The organism is Verrucomicrobiota bacterium (genome assembly GCA_016871495.1).
Taxonomy (GTDB): domain Bacteria; phylum Verrucomicrobiota; class Verrucomicrobiia; order Limisphaerales; family VHDF01; genus VHDF01.
The window spans coordinates 1-19382 of the sequence record VHDF01000095.1 but is presented as its reverse complement, the minus strand read 5'-3'; the positions used below and the strand labels follow the sequence as shown (position 1 = coordinate 19382).

The window sequence follows — 19382 nt, the reverse complement described above, 5'->3', positions numbered from 1 at the left end:
TGGTTGGACATCACACAGTAAGTCAGGACTCTAACCCCGCAGAACGCTTCATATTCGCGCAGGATGGTCACGAACTTATCCTTTTCGGCCTCCTGGAACTTCCACTGTCGATCCACCACTCGGGACAAACAATGGTAATACCCGTTTTCCCGATCCTCCGGAACCTTCATCCTCGCCTGTCTCATGGGCAATCCATACTGAGTCAACAAATTGAAATCAAGCTTCCTTTTTTAACATGTCTGTCCCTTTGCTTTAAAGCGTCCCTTTGCTTTAAAGCGCGTTTTGATAACGCCGGATGGACTCCCCCCTTCTTTCACAAATTGTATGTCCCTTGACTTTAACCTTGGGCCTATACCCTCGGGAAGTCGGGGACGACGTGGAAGTCGTCCCTCCCGGGCAATGGCGGTCCAGCAACTGCCGAGCACGGAAGAAATCGCCATCATGCACGGCCTGATGGGTCAGGTTCATGTCCGAGGCGTCATGCGCGCGACGGGCAGTCCAATTCTTCCACACCGTCCTTTAAAGACTCGTTCGACAGCCGACCTCGGAATCCCAAGCCTCGAACAAAGTTTCGACGAACGAAAACAACTCAGCCGGCTCTGCTTATGGCGTGTAGCTGGACTGAAGGCCAAGCGGCAGTTTGAGTCCCCACCAAATCAGCAACAACGAGGTCCATGTGATCAGGAAGAAAACCGTGTAAGGGATCATGGATGAGATCAGTGTCCCGACCCCGGTTGCTTTGGAGTGGCGCTGGCAGTAAACAACGACGAGCGGGAAATAAGGGAGCAGCGGCGTAATAATGTTGGTACTGGAATCCCCGATTCGATAGGCGGCCTGGGTGAATTCCGGCGAATACCCCAATTGCATCAGCATCGGCACAAAGATCGGTCCGAGCAGAGCCCATTTGGCCGAGGCCGAACCGATGAGCAGATTGACCGAAGTCGTGATGGCAATGATTCCCACGATGGTGACGGCCCCCGGCAAAGCGAGGGCTTTAAGGAACGCCGCGCCCTTGATGGCGATGAGCGCGCCCACGTTCGACTCGCGGAAAACGTAGGTGAATTGTGCCGCGCAAAAAGCCATGACCAGATAGTAACCCATCGTGCCCATGGACTTCGCCACCCCCTGAACGACGTCGCGATGGGAGCGCACAGTTCCGGCGATGTAGCCATGCACCAAACCCGGAACAAAGAAGAAGAGAGCGATCAAAGGTACCAGCGAATCCATCAGCGGCGCGCCGTGAGCAGTCAGGCTGCCGTCCTTCGCACGGAGCGGCGAGGATGCTGGCCACGCGATCAGCACGAGAAGCGTGGTCAAGAAGCCCGCGGAAGCCATGCCAGCCCAAAACCCACGCCGTTCCGAATCGGATAGATTTCGCAGGTCAGCCCCGTCGCCTCCACCCGATCCATCGACCTTCAACGTCTTGTTCAATCGCGGCTCGATCAGCTTGTCGGTCACCAACCAAGCCGTGATCAAGATGACGAGCGTGGACGCGCTCATGAAGTACCAATTGCAAAGAGGATTGACGGTGCGCGCCGGGTTGATGAATTGCGCTGCGGACTGCGTGAACCCCTGCAGCAGGGGATCAAGCGACGAAGGCAAAAAAGAAGCGCTGAAACCTCCGGCAACCCCGGCGAAGGCGGCGCAAATCCCCGCCACCGGATGACGACCGGCAACGCCAAAAATTAGACCGCCCAACGGCACCACCAACACATACCCGGTGTCTCCTGCGGAATGACTGACGATGCCCACGAGCACGAGGGCGGGGGTGAGCAGGTGAACCGGCGTGACTTGAAGGAGATACTTGATCCCTGCATTGATGAACCCCGCGTGCTCCGCGACGGCGACGCCCAGCAAAGCCACCAACACGACTCCCAAGGGCGGAAAATCGGTGAAGGTTTTGACCATCTTCGAGACGAACAGCGTGAGCTGATCCGGGCTTAGCATGTTCTTGACCTTGATCGGGGCAGGCTGGCCGAGTTGTCCCGAAGCGTCACGCACGGCCGTCCTCGGATCGATCTCCTTGAACTCCACCCGCGACAACACGGCGGAAGCCAGCCAGGTCAGGGCCAGGGCCACCACGAAGATCATGGCCGGATCCGGCAGCTTGTTGCCGAAGTACTCGAGCTTATCGAGGAATCGCTGCAGGAGCGTGGGAGGTCCGGTGGGTGTGGGAATGGAGGCTTCTGGCATAAAGAATCGAGCGCGTCAGGGCGGCGAGGGTCGCAAACTCGAAGGAGGTCGGGACGAAGAGAGGAACTCGCCTGAATGGCAAAACCGAGTCAATAGAACGTGGTCCAATTCCCGGACTGCTGCCATTGAATCTGCTTGCTGTTGCGGGTCTCCACATGTCCGTCCGCGAAAGCGAGATTGACGCTCTGCAAACGCTGTCCGATCGAGTGAGCGGCCCGGGCTTTGGCGGTGTTGGTGTTGCGAGTGCCCTCCGCCAGACAGAGATCGGAAATGACGGGCTGAAGGGAGGCGTTCGAGTCTTCCATGCGGCTGGGCCAGCCATCCTGGGTGCGGGTGACGGTGCCGGAGGTTTTCGGGGTGGGAAAAAGAGAGTTGTCGTCCAGGGGGCGTGGCACCCACCAGCAATGCCAGATGATCGCGAAATTCCCAAAGGAACGGGCGAAATATCGGTTGAGATCCTCGATTTTGCTCAGCGTCTCGCCCTTCCGCTGAGTGGCAAACCATTTTTGGGCATCGGCGAAATCCGCGGGACGCACGGGGCAATACCACATCGGCACCGTCAAACCGTACTTCTCGAGCCCTGGAGCCATGTCCAGGGAAACATCCCATGGATTGAGACCTGTGCGCGGCATCTTGTAAGCCGGCAGACGACCCTTGGGATCTTCCGTGGCATAAAGATTCACCGCCAAACCCCACTGCCGGTAATTGGAGGTGCAATGCGTAACCTTGGCCTTGAATTTGGCTCGTGAAAGCGCGGGCAACAACATGCCCGCGAGAATGGCGATGATGGCGATGACGACGAGGAGTTCAATCAGCGTGAAGCCCTGGCTGGCACGTACGGGTATCTTCATGGGAGAATGCGCGACAGGCTAGGACGTGCGGTTGAATGTGTAAAGCATCGAGTCCGTTTCTTGACTCCACCACCGCTAGTGTGATAGCTCCCCCGTGGCCCCAGTATGCGGTGGTTCACGGGCCGAAGCTTATGCGTTGCCCGAAATGTGGTGGTCAGGATGACCGCGTGGTTGATTCCCGCGCCTCGAAAGAAGGCGCGACGATTCGTCGGCGGCGCGAGTGTTTGACTTGCAGCCATCGGTTCACCACTTACGAGGAAATCGAACTGGAGGCATTGCTTGTGGTGAAGCGGGATGGACGGCGGGAGGAGTTTTCGCGCGAGAAACTTCTTTCGGGCATTCGGAAGGCCTGCCAGAAAAGGCCAGTTTCACCGAAAGCGGTGGAGGAATTGGTTGAATCGATCAGGTCTGAACTCGGCGATCGCTACGACCGCGAGGTCCAGGGTCACGAAATCGGGGAGAAAGTGATGCAGGGGTTGAAAGGACTGGATCAAGTGGCTTACGTTCGATTTGCGAGCGTTTATCGGAATTTTCAGGAGGCGACGGATTTTGTGGAGGAAGTGCAAAAACTGGAGGCCAGCGCATGATTTTGCTTCGTCGTGACCACCTCATGTTCACTCTGCCCAACGGCGAGTCGGTGCCGTGCTCAGCCCAGGACGTCACGGTGGAGCTGATTGGAGAGGCGGTAAGTCGAATTGAGCCCCACATGATTCAGGAAGCCGCCACGGCGGTGATGCACTATTTCCGCGAAGAACTCGGCAAGACTTTCATCACGGTTGGCGAGTTCGCCTGCCAGTTGGCGCGCGTGCTTCGAAATTTCGGGCTCAAGGTTTCGGCGCCGGAGAATCTCGAAACCGCGGCGTCCGCGACGCGCGAGTTGGATCTGCGTATTCTGGCCCAAGCCTTTGGAGTGTCCTGCGAGTTGTTTTTTTTCCGTGAAGTGCGCCATGAACTGCGGCGGCGATCGGGCGATTCGCAGGAAGGCGGCATTCGTGTGGTGGGGTTGCGACCCTGCGTCAAACTGCTGCTGGGAGCCAGTCGATGGTCGGATCGCTGCCAGCGGTTGAACGACGAAATCGTTTCTTTTTTGCGCGAGTGTTATGCCGAGTCTTACGCGGGCAAACGCCCGGCCGCGGCGATGGAGGTCCGTTAACATGAGCCGGACGCTATTCGAGCGAATTGCCGCCAAGGAGATTCCGTCCGCGATCGTGTATGAGGATGATTCGGTCATCGCCTTTCGCGATATCAACCCTCAAGCGCCGGTTCATGTGTTGATTGTGCCTCGCAAGCCCATTCCACGAATTGGGGAGGCGGCGCCGGGCGATCAGAATCTGCTGGGTCACTTGTTGCTGAAAGCGGCTCAGGTGGCGAAGGAGCTTGGACTCGACCGGGGATACCGGCTGGTCATCAACAACGGCCGGGATGGAGGCGAAACCGTTCCCCATTTGCATTGCCACATTTTAGGCGGGCGCCCGCTGGGCTGGCCTCCAGGTTGAAGCGGGTTCCAAGCTCAGGTGAATGCGTCATGACGGAACGCGTTTTGCTCGGCGGAAGGGTTCGGATCACTTCCACTCCCATGTTGACCGCCCCCACTGCAGCAGACGCGCCGATTCTGAAAAGGCTGCAGCTACCGCAGGGGGAGTTGGCGCAGTTTTACGATGGAGACGAAGGGATGCGATACCTGGCGATGATCCAGCTCAAGCCGGGCACCGTGCGTGGCAATCATTACCATCTCAAAAAACTGGAGTGGGTTTATGTTGTGGCGGGGCGTGTTGAAATGGCTTTGCGGGAGAGGGATGGGGGCGAGGTTGTTCGGCTCCAGGCAGAAGGGGGCGATTTGGCGCGGATCGACACCGGAATCGTTCATGCCTTTCGGCCTCTGGAAGAAGGATTGGCCATTGAGTTTTCGCCTCAGAGGCACGAAGCGCAGGATACTTTCCGTCTGCCGATTTTGATCTAAGGTTGAGCCCGGAAATTTCATACTTTTTTCGCGACTGGGGATTTCCGGGCTAGTAAAACTGCGCCCTTGTTGCACGAAAATGTATTCTTGGGGCGTGGTCCGAGGAGGAACTTCTTCCAATTGGGTGTGGAAAGAGAATGACATCCATTTGTGGATCGGGGGACGCGGTTCGATCTAACCCGCATGGTTGAAACTGATGGGGAACGTTTCCCGACCCAGTCGAGTGTGAAGTATGCGGGTGAGAGCGGGGAATTCAAACTCCAGTCGCATGGCGAGTGAGTTCTGCGGGGTAGCGTGGAAGTTGAAGGTGAGTGCGTTGTTTTCACACGTTTCGAATCACTCAGACGAAGCTTCCGTGCTGTTTTCCTAAGAATTCAGGGGATTTTAGAAGGTTTTCATCACTGGCACGCGGGTTGCTCAACGTCTGGACATCCAGGTTCCTGTTGAATCTGGAACCCAAGAGTTGGTTGGGTGGAGCCTGCGTCGCTCTGGTTGAGGGTATCTTCCAGAGCGACGCAAACTTTTCTGGTGCCAAGGATTTCTTCTTCTGGGCAGGGGCCATTTTGATGTTGTCGCCAAGCCAAGGCCACCGGGCTTTGGTGGAGAAGACCAAATGAATGCGAACGGCAGAGAATGATGGGGGCATGACGCAAGGATGGTGAAACGAGAGCCAGTTCGGCAGGGCGAATAGGCCACGGAATGGGCGAAGCCAAGGGCGACGGAATCCCGCGTTCAATCCTAAAGGGATTGTGTCCTCCAGCCCAAGGTTGCGAGGAACGAGCTACCTTGGGTGGCCGTTTGTAATGAATTCAACCGCAACGCGGTTGTGGCGTTACCCTGCCAAACGGAAATAGGTTTTAGTCACAACCCCGTTGGGGTTGATTTCCATTTGCGGAACGAGTTTGAGTTGCGTTCGGTCGGTTGCGACGATTTAAACCTTAAGCCTCCCGACTAACTTGATGCTCAAGTTACTCACCATCAAGTCGGTCGGGAGGTTTAAGGCTAGCTCGGCAACTTCTCTGTCGGAATTCCTGCCACTCCGAGATTTCAAGCGCTAGGCTCGCCTAAGCCCTTCTGTCCACGGTCTTTCAGCTCGTTTTGCACTGCTTCCACCACCCTGTGATGAGGGTATCCATGTAGGGAATGTTTACAGTTATCCGAGAGTTCTTTCCGTTGAATTCAAAAAGAGTTTCCGAGAAATCAATTCGCAAAGCACTTATAGATAAATACTTGCGACTTCATTGAATCCGAACCCCTCAGGATGGCATGCCCGTTGCTTAGGACCATTCGGCAATTGTGGTGTGAACGGAAAGCGAAACGAAATGATTTTGAGAAATAGAACGCGGACACTGATCGTACTTGCCGGAGTGGCCAGTATGTCGGGGACGGTGTTGGGCAGGGACATCACCCTGTTTGACAACCAGGGCCCCGGCTGGGGCACGCCGGAGAGCACATGGGTGTCCAGAGGTGGCGTGGGGCCCACCGGGCACGACAGCGTGGTCAAGGAAGACAACGAGACCGAGCCTGGAACGGCGTCAGGCCAGCAGTGGGACCTGGAGGCCCTGATCTGGAATACCTCCACCAAGTGGAACAACACCACCAAGAGCTGGGATGCTCACAGTGGAAAGTCCCTCGGCATTCTGGGCGGATACAACATGGTGGCAGGCCAGGGGGGATTCTATCCCGGCGACATCTTCAGCGATGTGGACGGGAATCCGAATCCGGCACCCCCCCGAAGTCAACGGCTATCACACCATCGCGAACACAATGGGTTGCGACTACGTGATCCATTTCAACAACTTCGGCGATTCGTCCACGACGGCGTTGAAGAGCACAGGCATCGGGAGCGGCAGCTTCACGGTGTACCAACTGAACAGCGCCTCGACGCTCATGTCGGTGCGTTACTCCGTCCTGAGCCAATCCAATCCCTGGCGTTACGTGAGCGGCGCGGTCGCCACCGTAGCGACGGGCTCGGTCAACTGGTTCAGTGGGATCAACGATGCGCAAGCGGCGACCATTTCCGCGGGCAGCGGTGCGGATGCAACGCCGTCACCGCGCACGATTCGCGGGGACGGTTCGTCCGGCCCTTCGCATTACTATCTGGAAGTGCCCATGAATTGGGTTGATTCGATCGGGCTCTCCTCGATTGGCGGGCATGTGACGATGGGTTGCAGCAACGACGAGTTGGTGGGCTTGACCGTGAACCACGTGCCTGACGGGGGTGGCACTCTGGCCATGCTCGGACTCGGGCTCACCGGACTGTCGTGGATGCAACGGCGCAAGCGCCAGATCCGGTAAGCGGAATTCCAACGAACGAAGCGATTCGTTCCTCCAGCGAGGGCGGTCGGGCTTTCCCGGCCGCCCCTTTACTTTCATGGACTCAATACTTTCCGCAGCACTGCTTGAACTTCTTGCCGCTTCCGCATGGGCAAGGATCGTTGCGCCCGACTTTCGGTCCGGTGCGGATCGGCGCAGCCTTCTGCATCTGGGAGGTGGCTTCGGTGACCATGTCGCTGCCGGACTCCGCCGCGGCCGCCCCTGCGGCCGGAGTCTCCGAAAAAGCGCTGGTCGAGGCGTGAAGCGTTCGTTGGGGCAGATTGCGAAGAAACTGGTCGAAGGCCATCAGGCTGGAAGCGCTTCGGAAGATGTTGTGGCAGATCTCCGATTTGATGTTGACCATCAATTCGTCGAAGACTTTGAACGCTTCGGCCTTGTACTCGAGAAGCGGATCGCGCTGGCCGTAGGCCCGGAGCCCGATGCTGTTGCGCAGACTGTCCATCCCGTAAAGGTGTTCCTGCCAGAGCTGGTCGATGGCGCTGAGAATGGTATAACGTTCGATGGACTTCAGCGCGTCCGGTTGTTCGAAACTGATCTTGAGCTCGTAGGCTTTCCGGACACTGTCTGAAATGAACTGGCAGACCGCGAATTGCGCGGCGCTCAACCCGTCGAAGAGGGATCCTGGAACCGGGGGTTCGCTGCCTGAATGGGCCGCCTTTAAGATTTCTTCCTCGGGTATGCCAAGCGGAAAATTGATGTTCACCCAATCCGCGAGAGGGCGCAGCGTCCATTCGGAGGGGTCGCTCAGGGAAGAGGTGAGGGACTCCACTTTTTGCACGACGACTTCCTCCATGATGTCCATGAGGCGATCGCGCACGTCCTGGGAATTGATGATTTCGTTGCGGAAGCCGTAAACGACCTCACGCTGCTTGTTCATCACGTCGTCATATTCGAGCGTGCGTTTCCGGATCTGGAAATTGTGCTGTTCGACGCGTTTTTGGGCGGTCTCGATCGAGCGGTTCAACAGGGGATGCTCGAGCTCCTGCCCTTCCTCCAAACCCACGCGTTCCATGACCTTCACCATGCGGTCCGAGCCGAACAACCGCATGAGGTCGTCTTCGAGAGAGATGAAGAAATGGGAGGAACCGGGGTCCCCCTGACGCGCGCAGCGTCCGCGCAACTGGCGGTCGATGCGGCGCGCCTCGTGCCGTTCGGTGCCGATGACGTGGAGCCCGCCGACTTCGGGAACGCCCGGGCCGAGTTTGATGTCGGTGCCGCGTCCGGCCATATTGGTGGCAATGGTCACGGCGCCGCGCTGGCCGGCGCGGGACACGATTTCCGCCTCCTGCTGGTGATACTTGGCGTTGAGGACCGAGTGCGGGATCGCCGCCTGCTTGAGGAGGCGCGACAGGAATTCGCTGACTTCGACGGAGATGGTGCCGACGAGGATGGGACGTCCCTGGCTGTGAATGGTTTGAATCTCGCGCAGGACAGCCTCGAACTTTTCACGCCGCGTTTTGTAGACGGTGTCGTGGGCGTCCTTGCGGCCCACCGCCCGGTTTGTGGGAATGACGAGGACACCCAGCTTGTAGATGTCGAGAAATTCTCCCGCTTCGGTCTCTGCGGTCCCGGTCATGCCAGCCAGTTTGTGGTAGAGCCGGAAGTAATTCTGAATCGTGATGGTCGCCAGGGTTTGGGTTTCGCGCTCGATTTCAACGCCTTCCTTGGCCTCGACGGCCTGGTGGAGTCCATCGCTCCAGCGCCGTCCAGTCATCAAGCGTCCGGTGTTTTCATCGACGATGATGACCTTGTTGTTCTGCACGACGTATTGGACGTCCTTCTGGTAAAGACAGTAAGCCTTGAGCAGTTGGGAGATGCAGTGAATCTGCTGGGCCTTGGCTTCGAACTGCGCCTGCAACTTGCCTTTTGCTTCCAGGCGCTTCCGGGCGTCGAGGCTGGCGTTAGCATCGATTTCGTGGAAGGACGTGATCAGGTCCGGCAGGACGAAGCTTTCGGGGTCTTCGGGCGAAAGATAAGCCCGGCCTTTTTCCGTGAGGTCGGCTTCGTGTGATTTTTCGTCGATGGCGAAAAACAGCTCTTCTTTCTGGGCGTAGAGTTCCTTCTTGGTCTGGTCGAGGTGCAGTTCGGTCTCGGCCTTCTGAAGCAACCGGTGGTTCTCGGGATTCTCGAGCAGCCGCAGCAGGCCTTCGGCTTTGGGATTTCCCAGCTTGGCTCGGTAAATAAGCTGTCCGGCTTGGCGGGCCAAGTCCCCCGCGTCGGCAGGAGGTGCGCCCGCCTCAGGGCGAAGCTTTTTGATGACCTCACCGGCCTCGGCGAGCATGCGGTTGGTGAGCCTGCTTTGGGTGTGGACCAAATCCAGGATCTTGGATTTGAATTTGTCGTAGAGCTGATTGTCGTGGCCGGCGACGGCGGGTCCGCTGATGATCAGGGGGGTTCGGGCTTCGTCGATCAGGATCGAATCGACTTCGTCCACAATCGCGAAGAAGTGCCCGCGTTGGACTTGTTCCTCTGCGCGGGTGGCCATGCCGTTGTCGCGCAGGTAATCGAAGCCGAACTCGGAGTTCGTCCCGTAGGTGATGTCGCACTGATATTGTTGGCGCCGGACCGGCGGAGGCTGGTCGTGCAGAATGCATCCGACCTGCAACCCGAGAAAGCGGTACACGGCCCCCATCCATTCGCTGTCGCGCGCCGCCAAGTAATCGTTCACGGTGACGATATGCACGCCGCGCCCGGCGAGGGCGTTGAGGTAGACCGGGAGGGTGGCCACGAGCGTCTTTCCTTCACCAGTCGCCATTTCAGCAATACGCCCGGTATGCAACGCGTAACCACCGATCAATTGCACGTCGAAGGGAACCATATCCCATCGAAGGGGGTGGCCCCGGACCGTGACGTCGGTGCCGCAGAGCCGACGGCAGGTGTTTTTGACGACGGCGAAAGCTTCGGGGAGGATCTCGAGCAGCCTCGATCTAAGTTTTTCGAGGTCTTCGATTTGCGAAAGTTCAGCCTTCCAGGCGGAGGTCTTTTCACGCAGGACATCGGCCGGCTCCTGTTGAAGCCGGTTCTCGATCTCATTGATTTGGGCGATGAGCGGGCGAAGCTTCTTGATTTCCCGATCGTTTTTGGAACCGATCAGCTTCTTAATGATAAGGCCTAGCATGCGTCAGTCGATTTTTCGTCGAGGGACGCTACGTCAGGTCCAATGGACCGTCAAAGGATAAAACCCCCCGGCTCGTCGGACGCTCGAAACCTCAAAAAAACAACATCGGCAGGATGTTTTTGCTCGGCGCCGGTCCGTGACGAGCGCCTTGCCGATGCTGCATTTCTTGCCTGAGCCGGGAGGAATGGAACGTCAAGCCAGCAGGCCTTGGATGACATGCCCATGGACGTCGGTGAGCCGTTCATCCCGGCCACCGTGGGGGTGCGTGAGTCGGGTGTGGTCGAGCCCCATCAAGTGGAGGATGGTGGCGTGGATATCGTGGATGTGAGCTCGTCCTGAGGTGGTATGCAGGCCGATTTCGTCCGTGGATCCATGGATCGTCCCTGGTTTGACGCCTCCACCTGCGAACCACATGGAGAATCCTGTGGCGTTGTGGTCGCGCCCGCGGCTTCCCTTCTGGCTGACGGGAGTACGTCCAAACTCCCCGCCCCAGATGACCAGGGTATCGTCCAGCAAACCTCTACGCTTCAAATCGGTGAGCAAGGCTGCCACCGGCTTGTCGGTGGCTCCACACATCCGCTCGTGATTCGCGTTCACGTCATCGTGAGCGTCCCATTGCCAGGCGACCGGTCCGCCGCCGGAATAGAGTTGGACGAAGCGGACTCCGCGCTCAAGGAGCCGCCGTGCGATCAGGCAGCGCGAGCCGAAGTCGGCCGTGGCGGGTTGATCCACACCATAGAGCGCCCGGGTTGCCGCGGATTCGCGGGAGAGATCGACGGCGTCCGGCGCCTCGGCCTGCATCCTGAAGGCGAGCTCGTAGCTGGCAATCCGGGCTTCGAGCTCGGCATCGCCTTGACGAAGGTTACGGCGATTCAACTCCTGGGTGAAATCGATGATTCGGCGCTGGCGAGAGCGAGTGAACGCGCTGTTGTCCGGCGCCAAATTGACGATGGGATTCGGCCCGGGACGGAACAGGGTTCCTTGATGCCGCGCGGGGAGATAACCCGAACTCCAGCACGGAGCCCCCCCTTCGGGCGTGCCTTGCGGCTGCGACATCACCACGAATGCGGGCAGATTGTCCGAAATGCTGCCCAGGCCGTAAGTCAGCCAGCTTCCCAGGCTGGGATGGCCCATAAACATGCGTCCGCTGCTCATCTGATACTGGGCCGGCGCGTGAATAACGCTGTCCACGACACACGACCGGAGGAGCGCGATGTCATCGGCATGAGGCCTCATGTGCGGAATCAGGTCCGACATGTCCATGCCGCATTGTCCATAACGGCCCCACGTGCGCGTTGAGCGGAGACAAAGGGGGTCGCTTTCGAGGAATTGGCTGTGGATCTTGCCAAAACTCGGCGGCAAGCGCTGGCCGTGCAGCCGGTCCAACGCTGGTTTGGGATCGAAAAGGTCCATCTGGCTGGGGCCGCCGACCATGAACAAGAAAATGCACCGCTTGGCCTTGGGGGCGAAATGGGCTTGAGGAGACAGTCGGCGAGGCGCGGGGGCCGCCGCTTCGATTCTGAGGAGATCCGCGAGAGCGAGCGCCCCAAAACCATGTCCGGCGCGGGTCAGGAAATCGCGGCGCGACCAACCCTGTCCAGACACAGGTCGAGGAACGGAATGGGGATTCATGGCACGTGAATGAATTCGTTGGTGTTGAGCAGGGCCAGGGTGAAGTCGGTCCAGCGTTCCATTTCCGGCCTGGAATCGGCCTGGATGAATCGAATGGCAGCCTTGATCTCGGAAGTCGTGGGTTTCCGTCCGAAACATCGCAGATACGCTTCTTCGACGCGGAGGCTTGGTTTGTCGCTATGAGCCAGCAACGAATTCGCAAAATCGCGGGCTGCTTTTTGGGCGAACTGGCTGTTGAGGAGGGCGAGGGCTTGGGGCGCATGAGTGCTCACGGCGCGCTCGGGGCAAGGCGATTGGGCGTCCGGGGCGTCAAAGGCGTTCAGCAGCGGGTACGGCACGTTGCGTTTGCGCATCAAATAAATCGAGCGCCGATGATGATTGCGTTCCCGCGGATCGACCGGCCAGAGATCGACCACTTCGGCTTCGGTGAAGATCAATTCGCGCACCTCGGGTTCGAGGGGCGCGCGCACTCCGGGTCCTCCCGCGGCGCCGTCGAAGCGGCCGGAAACGGCCAGGACGGAGTCCCGCAAGCCTTCGGCATCCATTCGGCGCCGGTTCATTCGCCACCATGTTGCATTGTCGGGATCAGAGCGATGGGAGGTCGAATCGACGGGATCCGAGTCGCGACCGTAGGCTTCGGAGAGGACCATCAGACGGTGCAGGGGTTTCAACCGCCACTGATTTCGAATCAATTCCCCGGCCAGCCAGTCCAGCAATTCGGGATGGGAGGGGCGGGCGCCGCGGGCGCCGAAATCCGACGGAGTGGCCACCAACCCTCGACCGAAATGATGCTGCCAGAGTCGATTCACGATCACACGCGACGTCAGAGGATGCGAGGGATCGGCCATCCAGCGAGCGAGAGCGAGCCGCCTTCCGGACCGGGTTGGGTCAAGCCGTTCCACAGGGGGTGGCGCGGGCGCGCCCCCTCGACGGGCCACCAGCACTCGAGGCGGGGCGGGTTCCACGGCTTCGCGCTTGGCTTTGACGTTGCCGCGGAAAAGGACTTGGGTTTCAGGCAGCCGATTGGTGACTTCAACCATGGACATGGCGCGGGCGGGCGGAGGGGGCATTTGAATTTCCAGGTCATGGATCTGCCGCTTCAAGGCTTCGCGCTGCTGATGGTCTGCGGGATGCTGGGCAAACGCTTCGGCGACTTCCTCCCAAGTGACATTTAAAGCAGTGCTGGTTCCCTCGAACAAACGCTGTTCTTCTGGCGTTCGATCTTCCTTACGTTTGGCCCGAACCGCTTTTTCTTGAGGCGTAAGCCCCGTCTCTTTGGCGGCGCGCAGGCGGTCCCGATAAGGTTGCTCTAACTTCTTGCGCGCTTCCGCAAGGGGTTGGATCAGGACCCGAATCCGGTTGGACTCCGCTTGAAATCGAGTGAGCTCCTCGGGTTGGTAAATGGGCGGGTCCTGAAGTTGCACGCCGGCGAAGTGAGCTTGCAAGCTGTAGTAGTCGGCGGCGGGAATGGGATCGAACTTGTGATCGTGGCATCGCGCGCACCCGATGGTGAGGCCCATAAAAACAGAGCCTATCGTGGAAGTGACATGCGTGAGCTCGTCCTGGCGCTTGACCTCGGGATCGATGTTTCCGGCGACTTCCTCGCGCGGCCCGGCCCGGCCGAATCCTGAAGCGATCAAGGCCTCAACCTGCCCCGGTGCGGCTTCGTCTCCCGCGACCTGAAGGGTGAGGAACTCATCGTAAGGAAGGTCCCGGTTGAGCGCGGCAATGACCCAATCCCGATAACGCCAGGCGTCGGGCCGGTCCGCATCGAGTTCGAATCCGTTGGAATCCGCGTAATGCGCCAGGTCAAGCCAGTGTTGAGCCCAGCGTTCTCCGTGGCGGGGCGACGCCAGGAGGCGGTCCACGACGCGTTCCCGGGCCTTTTGTGAACGGTCCGCGAGGAATGAGGCTCGTTCGGAGGGCGTGGGAGGAAGGCCGGTCAGATCGAAAGACACTCGTCTTAACCACGCCTCCCGGGAGGCCGGAGGTGCTGAACGGAGGCCTCGTTCCCGAAGCCTCTGATCGAGAAAAGCGTCGATGGGATTGTGCCGGGTCGGCGACGGTATGGGCACGGCGCGAACCGGCTGGAAGGACCAATGGTCGGACGCCACGGAGGGTGAACCGCAGAGAACCGAGCCTGACCCGGCCACGAACCACGAGAAGATCAACAACCAAGCCCTGAAAGAAACGGACCGCTCCGGCCAGAACCGGAAGGAGGCTTGAGCGGAGCGGATGTCGCGGCGAATCTTTCCCATGCCGCGATGATTATACACAAGGCCCGATGGCCCGCAACCCGAGGTTGCAACGAAATCGGCCTGGATCGTTTACTTTCAGTGAGGCTGGAGTTATCAAAGGAGGCATGTCCCAACCCACGGCGGCGACCTCCAAAAACGACCTTTCCGAAACCCTGCGGGGATGCCGGCTTTTTGCAGGAATCCCGCCCGCGGACCTGATCGCCATCCAGGAGATCACGGTGAAGAAGCTCGTCACGAAAGGGGCCTACCTTTTTCGGGAAGGCGAGCCTTCGAAGGGCTTTTACGTGGTGCAATCGGGTGCGATCAACGTCCACCGCGTCAATGTTGCCGACAAGGAACAGGTGATCCACATTTTCCGCGCCGGCGAATCGTTCGCCGAGGGCAGCCTGGCCACGGAGAATGGGTATCCGGCCGATGCGAGGTCGGTGGAGGATTCGCCGGTTTTTTGAGCGTCTCCGCATCTCGGCGCGAGACCATCCCCCTCCATGCGTGGCAGGTGAAGGCGATCTTCTCAGGGCCGGCCTCGAGGCGACCGAGGGGGCCGACTCGCTCCATCCCTCCGTCTCCCTCCACTCTGACAAGGTGAATCAGGCATTGTTTTCTTCAGTCCGTGGCTCATCCTCACTCCATGATCACCTTTTCCTTGCGATCCGTCCTTGCTGCGATGCTGTTCCTGGCGGGCTTCATCCACGCGGCGTCCATCCCGGTTCTCATCGTGGATGGCCAAAACAATCACGATTGGAAATCCACCACGCCGCATCTGCAGAAGGTCCTCGAGCAAACGGGTTTGTTCAAGGTCGAGGTCGCCACCTCGCCCGCCAAGGGGGGCGACATGTCCGCGTTCAAACCAGCCTTCGGGCGTTATCGCGTCATCCTCTCGAATTACAACGGCGAACCGTGGTCGAAGGAAACCCGGGAAGCCTTGGTCCGATTCGTCCGCGAAGGCGGGGGCTTCGTGTCCGTGCATGCGGCCAACAACGCGTTTCCCGAGTGGCCGGAGTACAACGAAATGATCGGGCTGGGCGGCTGGGGCGATCGCAACGAAAAATGGGGACCTTATTTGCGCTTTCGCAACGGAAGATTCGTGCCGGATCCGAGTCCGGGGCGCGGCGGCAGCCATGGATCGCAGCACGGATTCGTCCTGGACACGCGGGACACGGAACATCCCATCATGAAGGGTTTGCCGTCGCGCTGGATGCACGCCAAGGACGAGTTGTATGATCGCCTGCGAGGTCCGGCCAAGCATGTGACGGTGCTGGCCAGCGCACTTTCCACCCGGGAAACCAACGGATCAGGCGAGCATGAGCCGCTGCTGATGACGATCGCTTTTGGAGCCGGACGCGTCTTCCACACGGCGTTGGGACACAACAATGGCTCGGATCTGACCTCGCAGCGTTGCGTTGGATTTATTGTGACTTTGCAACGCGGAGTCGAGTGGGCGGCGCAGGGCAAGGTCACTCAGAAGGTGCCCCCGGACTTCCCATCCGCGGAGAAGGCCAGCCTGCGGGAGTGACCGCCGGGGCGCGGCGTTCACGCTGCTTCAGGGCGTGTCTTCAAAGGGGCATGGCCGCTGCAACGGGCAAGGGTGCGACCAGGGCGAAGGCATCCACCCAGGGCGGGCCATGGAGCGGGAGGAGATCGCCGCGGCCGATGGGCACGAGCGGAAGCGCCGGGAACGGCGCGCCCCGACCACTTGCGGATGCACCGGCGGGACGGTCACCCCGTTCGCGGAGTTTGACTTCCCGGAGCGGCCCTCGTATCTCAGGCCTCAATGTTTTTGAATCTTCCGCTCACCGGGCGCATTGAAGTGGCGCCGACGTGCCGCAAACCCGCCCGAATCACGCATGTGTTGTTCGACTTCGACGGAACCCTGTCCTTGATCCGGCAGGGATGGCCCGAGGTGATGGTGCCGATGTTCATGGAGATGTTGCCGCGCCGGGCGGGCGAGAACGAGGAGGCTGTCCGGCAAATGCTCTTCGACGACATCATGAAGTTGAACGGCAAGCAGACCATTTACCAGATGATGCAGTTTGCCGAGCGGGTCAAGGAAAGAGGCGGATCGCCGCTCGAACCCCTGGAATACAAACACGAGTACTTGCGGCGCCTGGATTTTCGTATTCGGGACCGGATCAAGTCGCTGCGCGGCGGTCGGGCGAGTCCGGATGACTTTCTGGTTCATCGGTCGAGGGCGCTGCTGGACGATCTGGCGAGGAGAGGTTTGACCCTTTACCTGGCTAGCGGAACCGACGAGCAGTACGTGAAGCAGGAGGCGGAGATCCTCCAGGTCAGCCGTTATTTCCAGGGCCGCATTCATGGCGCGAAAGACGACTACAAATCATTTTCGAAGAAGATGATCATCGACAAGATCATCGCCGACCATGCGATCCCCGGAGAGCAGTTGCTCTCGTTCGGGGATGGATACGTCGAAATCCAGAATACCAAGGAAGCGGGGGGATTCGCGGTGGCCGTGGCCAGTGACGAGGCGAACAATGGTTCCGGCAACATGGATGAATGGAAAAGGCGACGGTTGATGGGGGTCGGAGCGGATCTGGCCATTCCCGACTACCGGGATATGGTGGTGTTGTTGAAGGCTCTTCTCGATTGATTCCCATGCCCGTCCAGCCTCTCGATCTGTCCAAGGTCAAGGTCTATCCGCTCGGCGAGCGGCGCAGTTTGAGCCGGGTGGAAGAAGTCCTGGTGGAACCGTCCAACGATCCGGCCCCCTGCCCCGCCGGTGTGGAACCTCATGTGGACCGGTGCGCGGCCGAGATGGCCGCGGCCCGCCGTCGGGGGGCCTCGATCATGCTGATCTATGGCGCTCATCTGGTGAAGAACGGCGGCCAGTTGTTGTTGAACCAGTTGATGGATCGAGGCTGGCTTTCCCATTTGGCGACCAACGGCGCCGGGACGATTCACGATTGGGAATTCGCCTATCTCGGACGCAGCACGGAGAGCGTGCGGGACAATGTGGCGACGGGTTCCTTTGGCACCTGGAATGAGACCGGGAGGAACATTCACCTCGCGCTCCTGGCGGGGGCGATTCAAGGAGACGGCTATGGACGTTCGCTCGGGAGGCATATCATGGAGGATGGCGTGACCCTGCCCTCGCGGAAAGAATTGGAAGAGGCGCTGCGGCGGGAGCCGGATCATCCCCTTTCGCCGTCGCGAGCGGAATTGCTGGTGGCGATGAATACGCACCAGCTGGCGGAGGGCCGCCACATCGTGGTGCATCCCTGGCGGCAGACGTCGGTGCTGGCCCAGGCCTTCCGGCATCAGGTGGCTTTCTCCGTTCACCCGGGCATCGGATACGACATCATCTCGAATCATCCGATGTTCAACGGCGGGGCGCTGGGGCGGGCGGCGGGACTCGATTTCGCATTGTTCGGAGGCAGCGTCGCCCAGCTTGACGGGGGCGTGGTGCTTTCCATCGGATCCGCCATCATGGGTCCCCAAGTTTTCGAGAAATCGTTGAGCTGCGTGAACAACTTGCGTTTACAGGCCGGTTTGCCCGTCCTGGCCGATTTCTCGATTTACGTGGTGGACCTTCAGGACGGTGGTCAGTGGGATTGGACGCAAGGCGAGCCACCGCGGGAGAACGCCGCGTATTATTTGCGATTCTGCAAGAGTTTTTCACGCATGGGCGGACGCATGCACTACGTCCAGTGCGACAACGTGCTCTTTTTGCATCAACTTTTCAGCCGGCTGGCTCGCGGTTCCTCATGACCCCGCAGCGGCTCCAGGAAATCACCGGACGCTATCCCCAATTGACTTTGGGCATTGTCGGCGATTTCTGTCTAGACCGGTATTTCGACATCGATCCCGCGAAATCGGAGACCTCGATTGAGACCGGGCTTGAGGTTCACAACATCACGCGTGTGCGGTGCCAGCCAGGAGCGGCGGGCACGATTCTGAACAACCTGGTCGCCCTGGGCGTGGGGACCCTGATTCCCGTGGGCATGCGAGGACGGGACGGGGAGGGATATGAGTTGCATGGCGCCCTGGCCTCCCAGCCCGGGGTGCGACTGGAGTCGTTTGTCGATTCCGCAGACATTCGAACGTTCACCTACACGAAGCCCTTGGTTTTCGAACCGGGCAGAGCTCCGCGCGAGCTCAACCGGCTGGATATCAAGAACTGGAACCCGACCCCGGCGCCACTCCAGACCGCGTTGGCCGAGCGCGTCGAGGCGCTGGCCGGAAGTTGCGATGGGATCATATTGATGGACCAAGTGGATCGGGCGGAAACCGGGGTGGTGACGAAACGTGTCCTCGAGGCCGTGGGACGCGTGGCGAGGAAGCGGCCTGAGCTGCCGATCGTGGCGGACAGCCGACGGGGGTTGTCGGGGTTCCCACGCGTCATCTTCAAAATGAATCATGCCGAACTGGCGGTGATGACCTCGTTGGAGCGGTCGGCGGGAGTGGAAGCCATTCAGAAAGCCGCCGCGCAGCTGGCGGAAAGGAATCAAAGGCCTGTGTTCGTCACTTTGGCCGAGCATGGCATCGTGGGGGCTGATCCTTCCGGGGAATCGCACCATGTGGCTTCGCTCCCTCTGCGGGGCGAAATCGACATTGTGGGCGCCGGGGATGCGGTGACCGCGAATTTGACCGCGGCGCTGGCGGCAGGCGCGACCTTGCAGGAATCGATGGTCCTCGCGATGTGCGCGGCGTCCGTCGTCATTCATCAACTCGGAACCACGGGCACGGCCTCGCCCGCCCAGATTGCGGAGCGATTGGCGTCGTGCCTTTGAAACGAACATGGAGGGAAATCCTTTGCTTCCCTCCGATGCCTAACCCGGATATTTGATACTGAGCTTGAATCCGCGACAGTGTGCCGCGTGAGGGCACGCGGCCTACCATCGCGACTGCCTCCGTGTTTGTAGGCCCGGTGTTCCATAAGCATTAACCTAATGGCTGGCAAGGATAGTTGCCATGCGACTCATCTGCATCAGGCGGTTTGGACGGATCACCCGCAACGCGCGCGCAATCGCCCGTCCGCGACGGAGGAATTTGCGGAGGCTCAGCGCCGGAGCGATCAC

16 protein-coding genes are annotated in these 19382 nt (G+C 59.7%); 10 read left to right on the top strand and 6 right to left on the bottom strand.

Annotation, left to right across the window (positions count from 1 at the left end; genetic code table 11):
* From FJ404_16650 to FJ404_16640, 3 genes are all read right to left on the bottom strand, one after another.
* A partial coding sequence (locus FJ404_16650) for a hypothetical protein (GenBank protein ID MBM3824488.1) occupies positions 1 to 209 on the bottom strand: 209 nt, incomplete at its 3' end.
* Positions 210 to 603: 394 nt separating this feature from the next.
* A complete protein-coding gene (locus FJ404_16645; protein MBM3824487.1) occupies positions 604 to 2193 on the bottom strand; it encodes an AbgT family transporter in 1590 nt (529 codons plus the stop codon).
* A gap of 89 nt (positions 2194 to 2282) precedes the next feature.
* Complete coding sequence (locus FJ404_16640; GenBank protein ID MBM3824486.1) at positions 2283 to 3044, bottom strand: type II secretion system protein; 762 nt, start codon at positions 3042 to 3044, stop codon at positions 2283 to 2285.
* 131 nt (positions 3045 to 3175) lie between these two features.
* Between FJ404_16640 and nrdR the strand changes: the two genes are divergently transcribed.
* The 5 genes from nrdR to FJ404_16615 all read left to right on the top strand — a co-directional run bounded on the left by nrdR (position 3176) and on the right by FJ404_16615 (position 7302).
* The gene (gene nrdR / locus FJ404_16635) at positions 3176 to 3631 is read left to right on the top strand and encodes a transcriptional repressor NrdR (protein MBM3824485.1); all 456 of its coding nucleotides are present in this window, start codon (positions 3176 to 3178) and stop codon (positions 3629 to 3631) included.
* Positions 3628 to 4197: a hypothetical protein gene (locus FJ404_16630; GenBank protein ID MBM3824484.1), complete on the top strand. Its 570-nt coding sequence runs from the start codon at positions 3628 to 3630 to the stop codon at positions 4195 to 4197. Before nrdR ends, FJ404_16630 begins: the two co-directional genes overlap by 4 nt.
* A gap of 1 nt (position 4198) precedes the next feature.
* Positions 4199 to 4540 (top strand): histidine triad nucleotide-binding protein, encoded by a 342-nt coding sequence (locus FJ404_16625; protein ID MBM3824483.1) that lies wholly within the window; start codon positions 4199 to 4201, stop codon positions 4538 to 4540.
* A 29-nt stretch (positions 4541 to 4569) separates the two neighbouring features.
* Positions 4570 to 5004 (top strand): cupin domain-containing protein, encoded by a 435-nt coding sequence (locus FJ404_16620; GenBank protein ID MBM3824482.1) that lies wholly within the window; start codon positions 4570 to 4572, stop codon positions 5002 to 5004.
* 1611 nt (positions 5005 to 6615) lie between these two features.
* The gene (locus tag FJ404_16615; protein ID MBM3824481.1) at positions 6616 to 7302 is read left to right on the top strand and encodes a VPDSG-CTERM sorting domain-containing protein; all 687 of its coding nucleotides are present in this window, start codon (positions 6616 to 6618) and stop codon (positions 7300 to 7302) included.
* Positions 7303 to 7384: 82 nt separating this feature from the next.
* On the opposite strand, the gene secA is transcribed toward FJ404_16615, so the two are convergent.
* The 3 genes from secA to FJ404_16600 all read right to left on the bottom strand — a co-directional run bounded on the left by secA (position 7385) and on the right by FJ404_16600 (position 14349).
* Complete coding sequence (gene secA, locus FJ404_16610; GenBank protein ID MBM3824480.1) at positions 7385 to 10459, bottom strand: preprotein translocase subunit SecA; 3075 nt, start codon at positions 10457 to 10459, stop codon at positions 7385 to 7387.
* A gap of 192 nt (positions 10460 to 10651) precedes the next feature.
* The gene (locus FJ404_16605) at positions 10652 to 12091 is read right to left on the bottom strand and encodes a DUF1501 domain-containing protein (GenBank protein MBM3824479.1); all 1440 of its coding nucleotides are present in this window, start codon (positions 12089 to 12091) and stop codon (positions 10652 to 10654) included.
* Complete coding sequence (locus FJ404_16600) at positions 12088 to 14349, bottom strand: DUF1553 domain-containing protein (protein ID MBM3824478.1); 2262 nt, start codon at positions 14347 to 14349, stop codon at positions 12088 to 12090. The genes FJ404_16605 and FJ404_16600 overlap by 4 nt, the downstream gene beginning before the upstream one ends.
* A gap of 26 nt (positions 14350 to 14375) precedes the next feature.
* Between FJ404_16600 and FJ404_16595 the strand changes: the two genes are divergently transcribed.
* From FJ404_16595 to FJ404_16575, 5 genes are all read left to right on the top strand, one after another.
* Positions 14376 to 14798 (top strand): cyclic nucleotide-binding domain-containing protein, encoded by a 423-nt coding sequence (locus FJ404_16595; protein ID MBM3824477.1) that lies wholly within the window; start codon positions 14376 to 14378, stop codon positions 14796 to 14798.
* Positions 14799 to 14977: 179 nt separating this feature from the next.
* Positions 14978 to 15862, top strand: a complete 885-nt coding sequence (locus FJ404_16590; GenBank protein ID MBM3824476.1) for a ThuA domain-containing protein — start codon at positions 14978 to 14980, stop codon at positions 15860 to 15862.
* 258 nt (positions 15863 to 16120) lie between these two features.
* A complete protein-coding gene (locus tag FJ404_16585; protein ID MBM3824475.1) occupies positions 16121 to 16954 on the top strand; it encodes an HAD family hydrolase in 834 nt (277 codons plus the stop codon).
* 5 nt (positions 16955 to 16959) lie between these two features.
* A complete protein-coding gene (locus FJ404_16580) occupies positions 16960 to 18072 on the top strand; it encodes a hypothetical protein (protein MBM3824474.1) in 1113 nt (370 codons plus the stop codon).
* Entirely contained in the window at positions 18069 to 19094 is a 1026-nt protein-coding gene (locus tag FJ404_16575; protein ID MBM3824473.1) for a carbohydrate kinase, read from the top strand. The genes FJ404_16580 and FJ404_16575 overlap by 4 nt, the downstream gene beginning before the upstream one ends.
* Positions 19095 to 19382 lie beyond the last annotated feature (288 nt).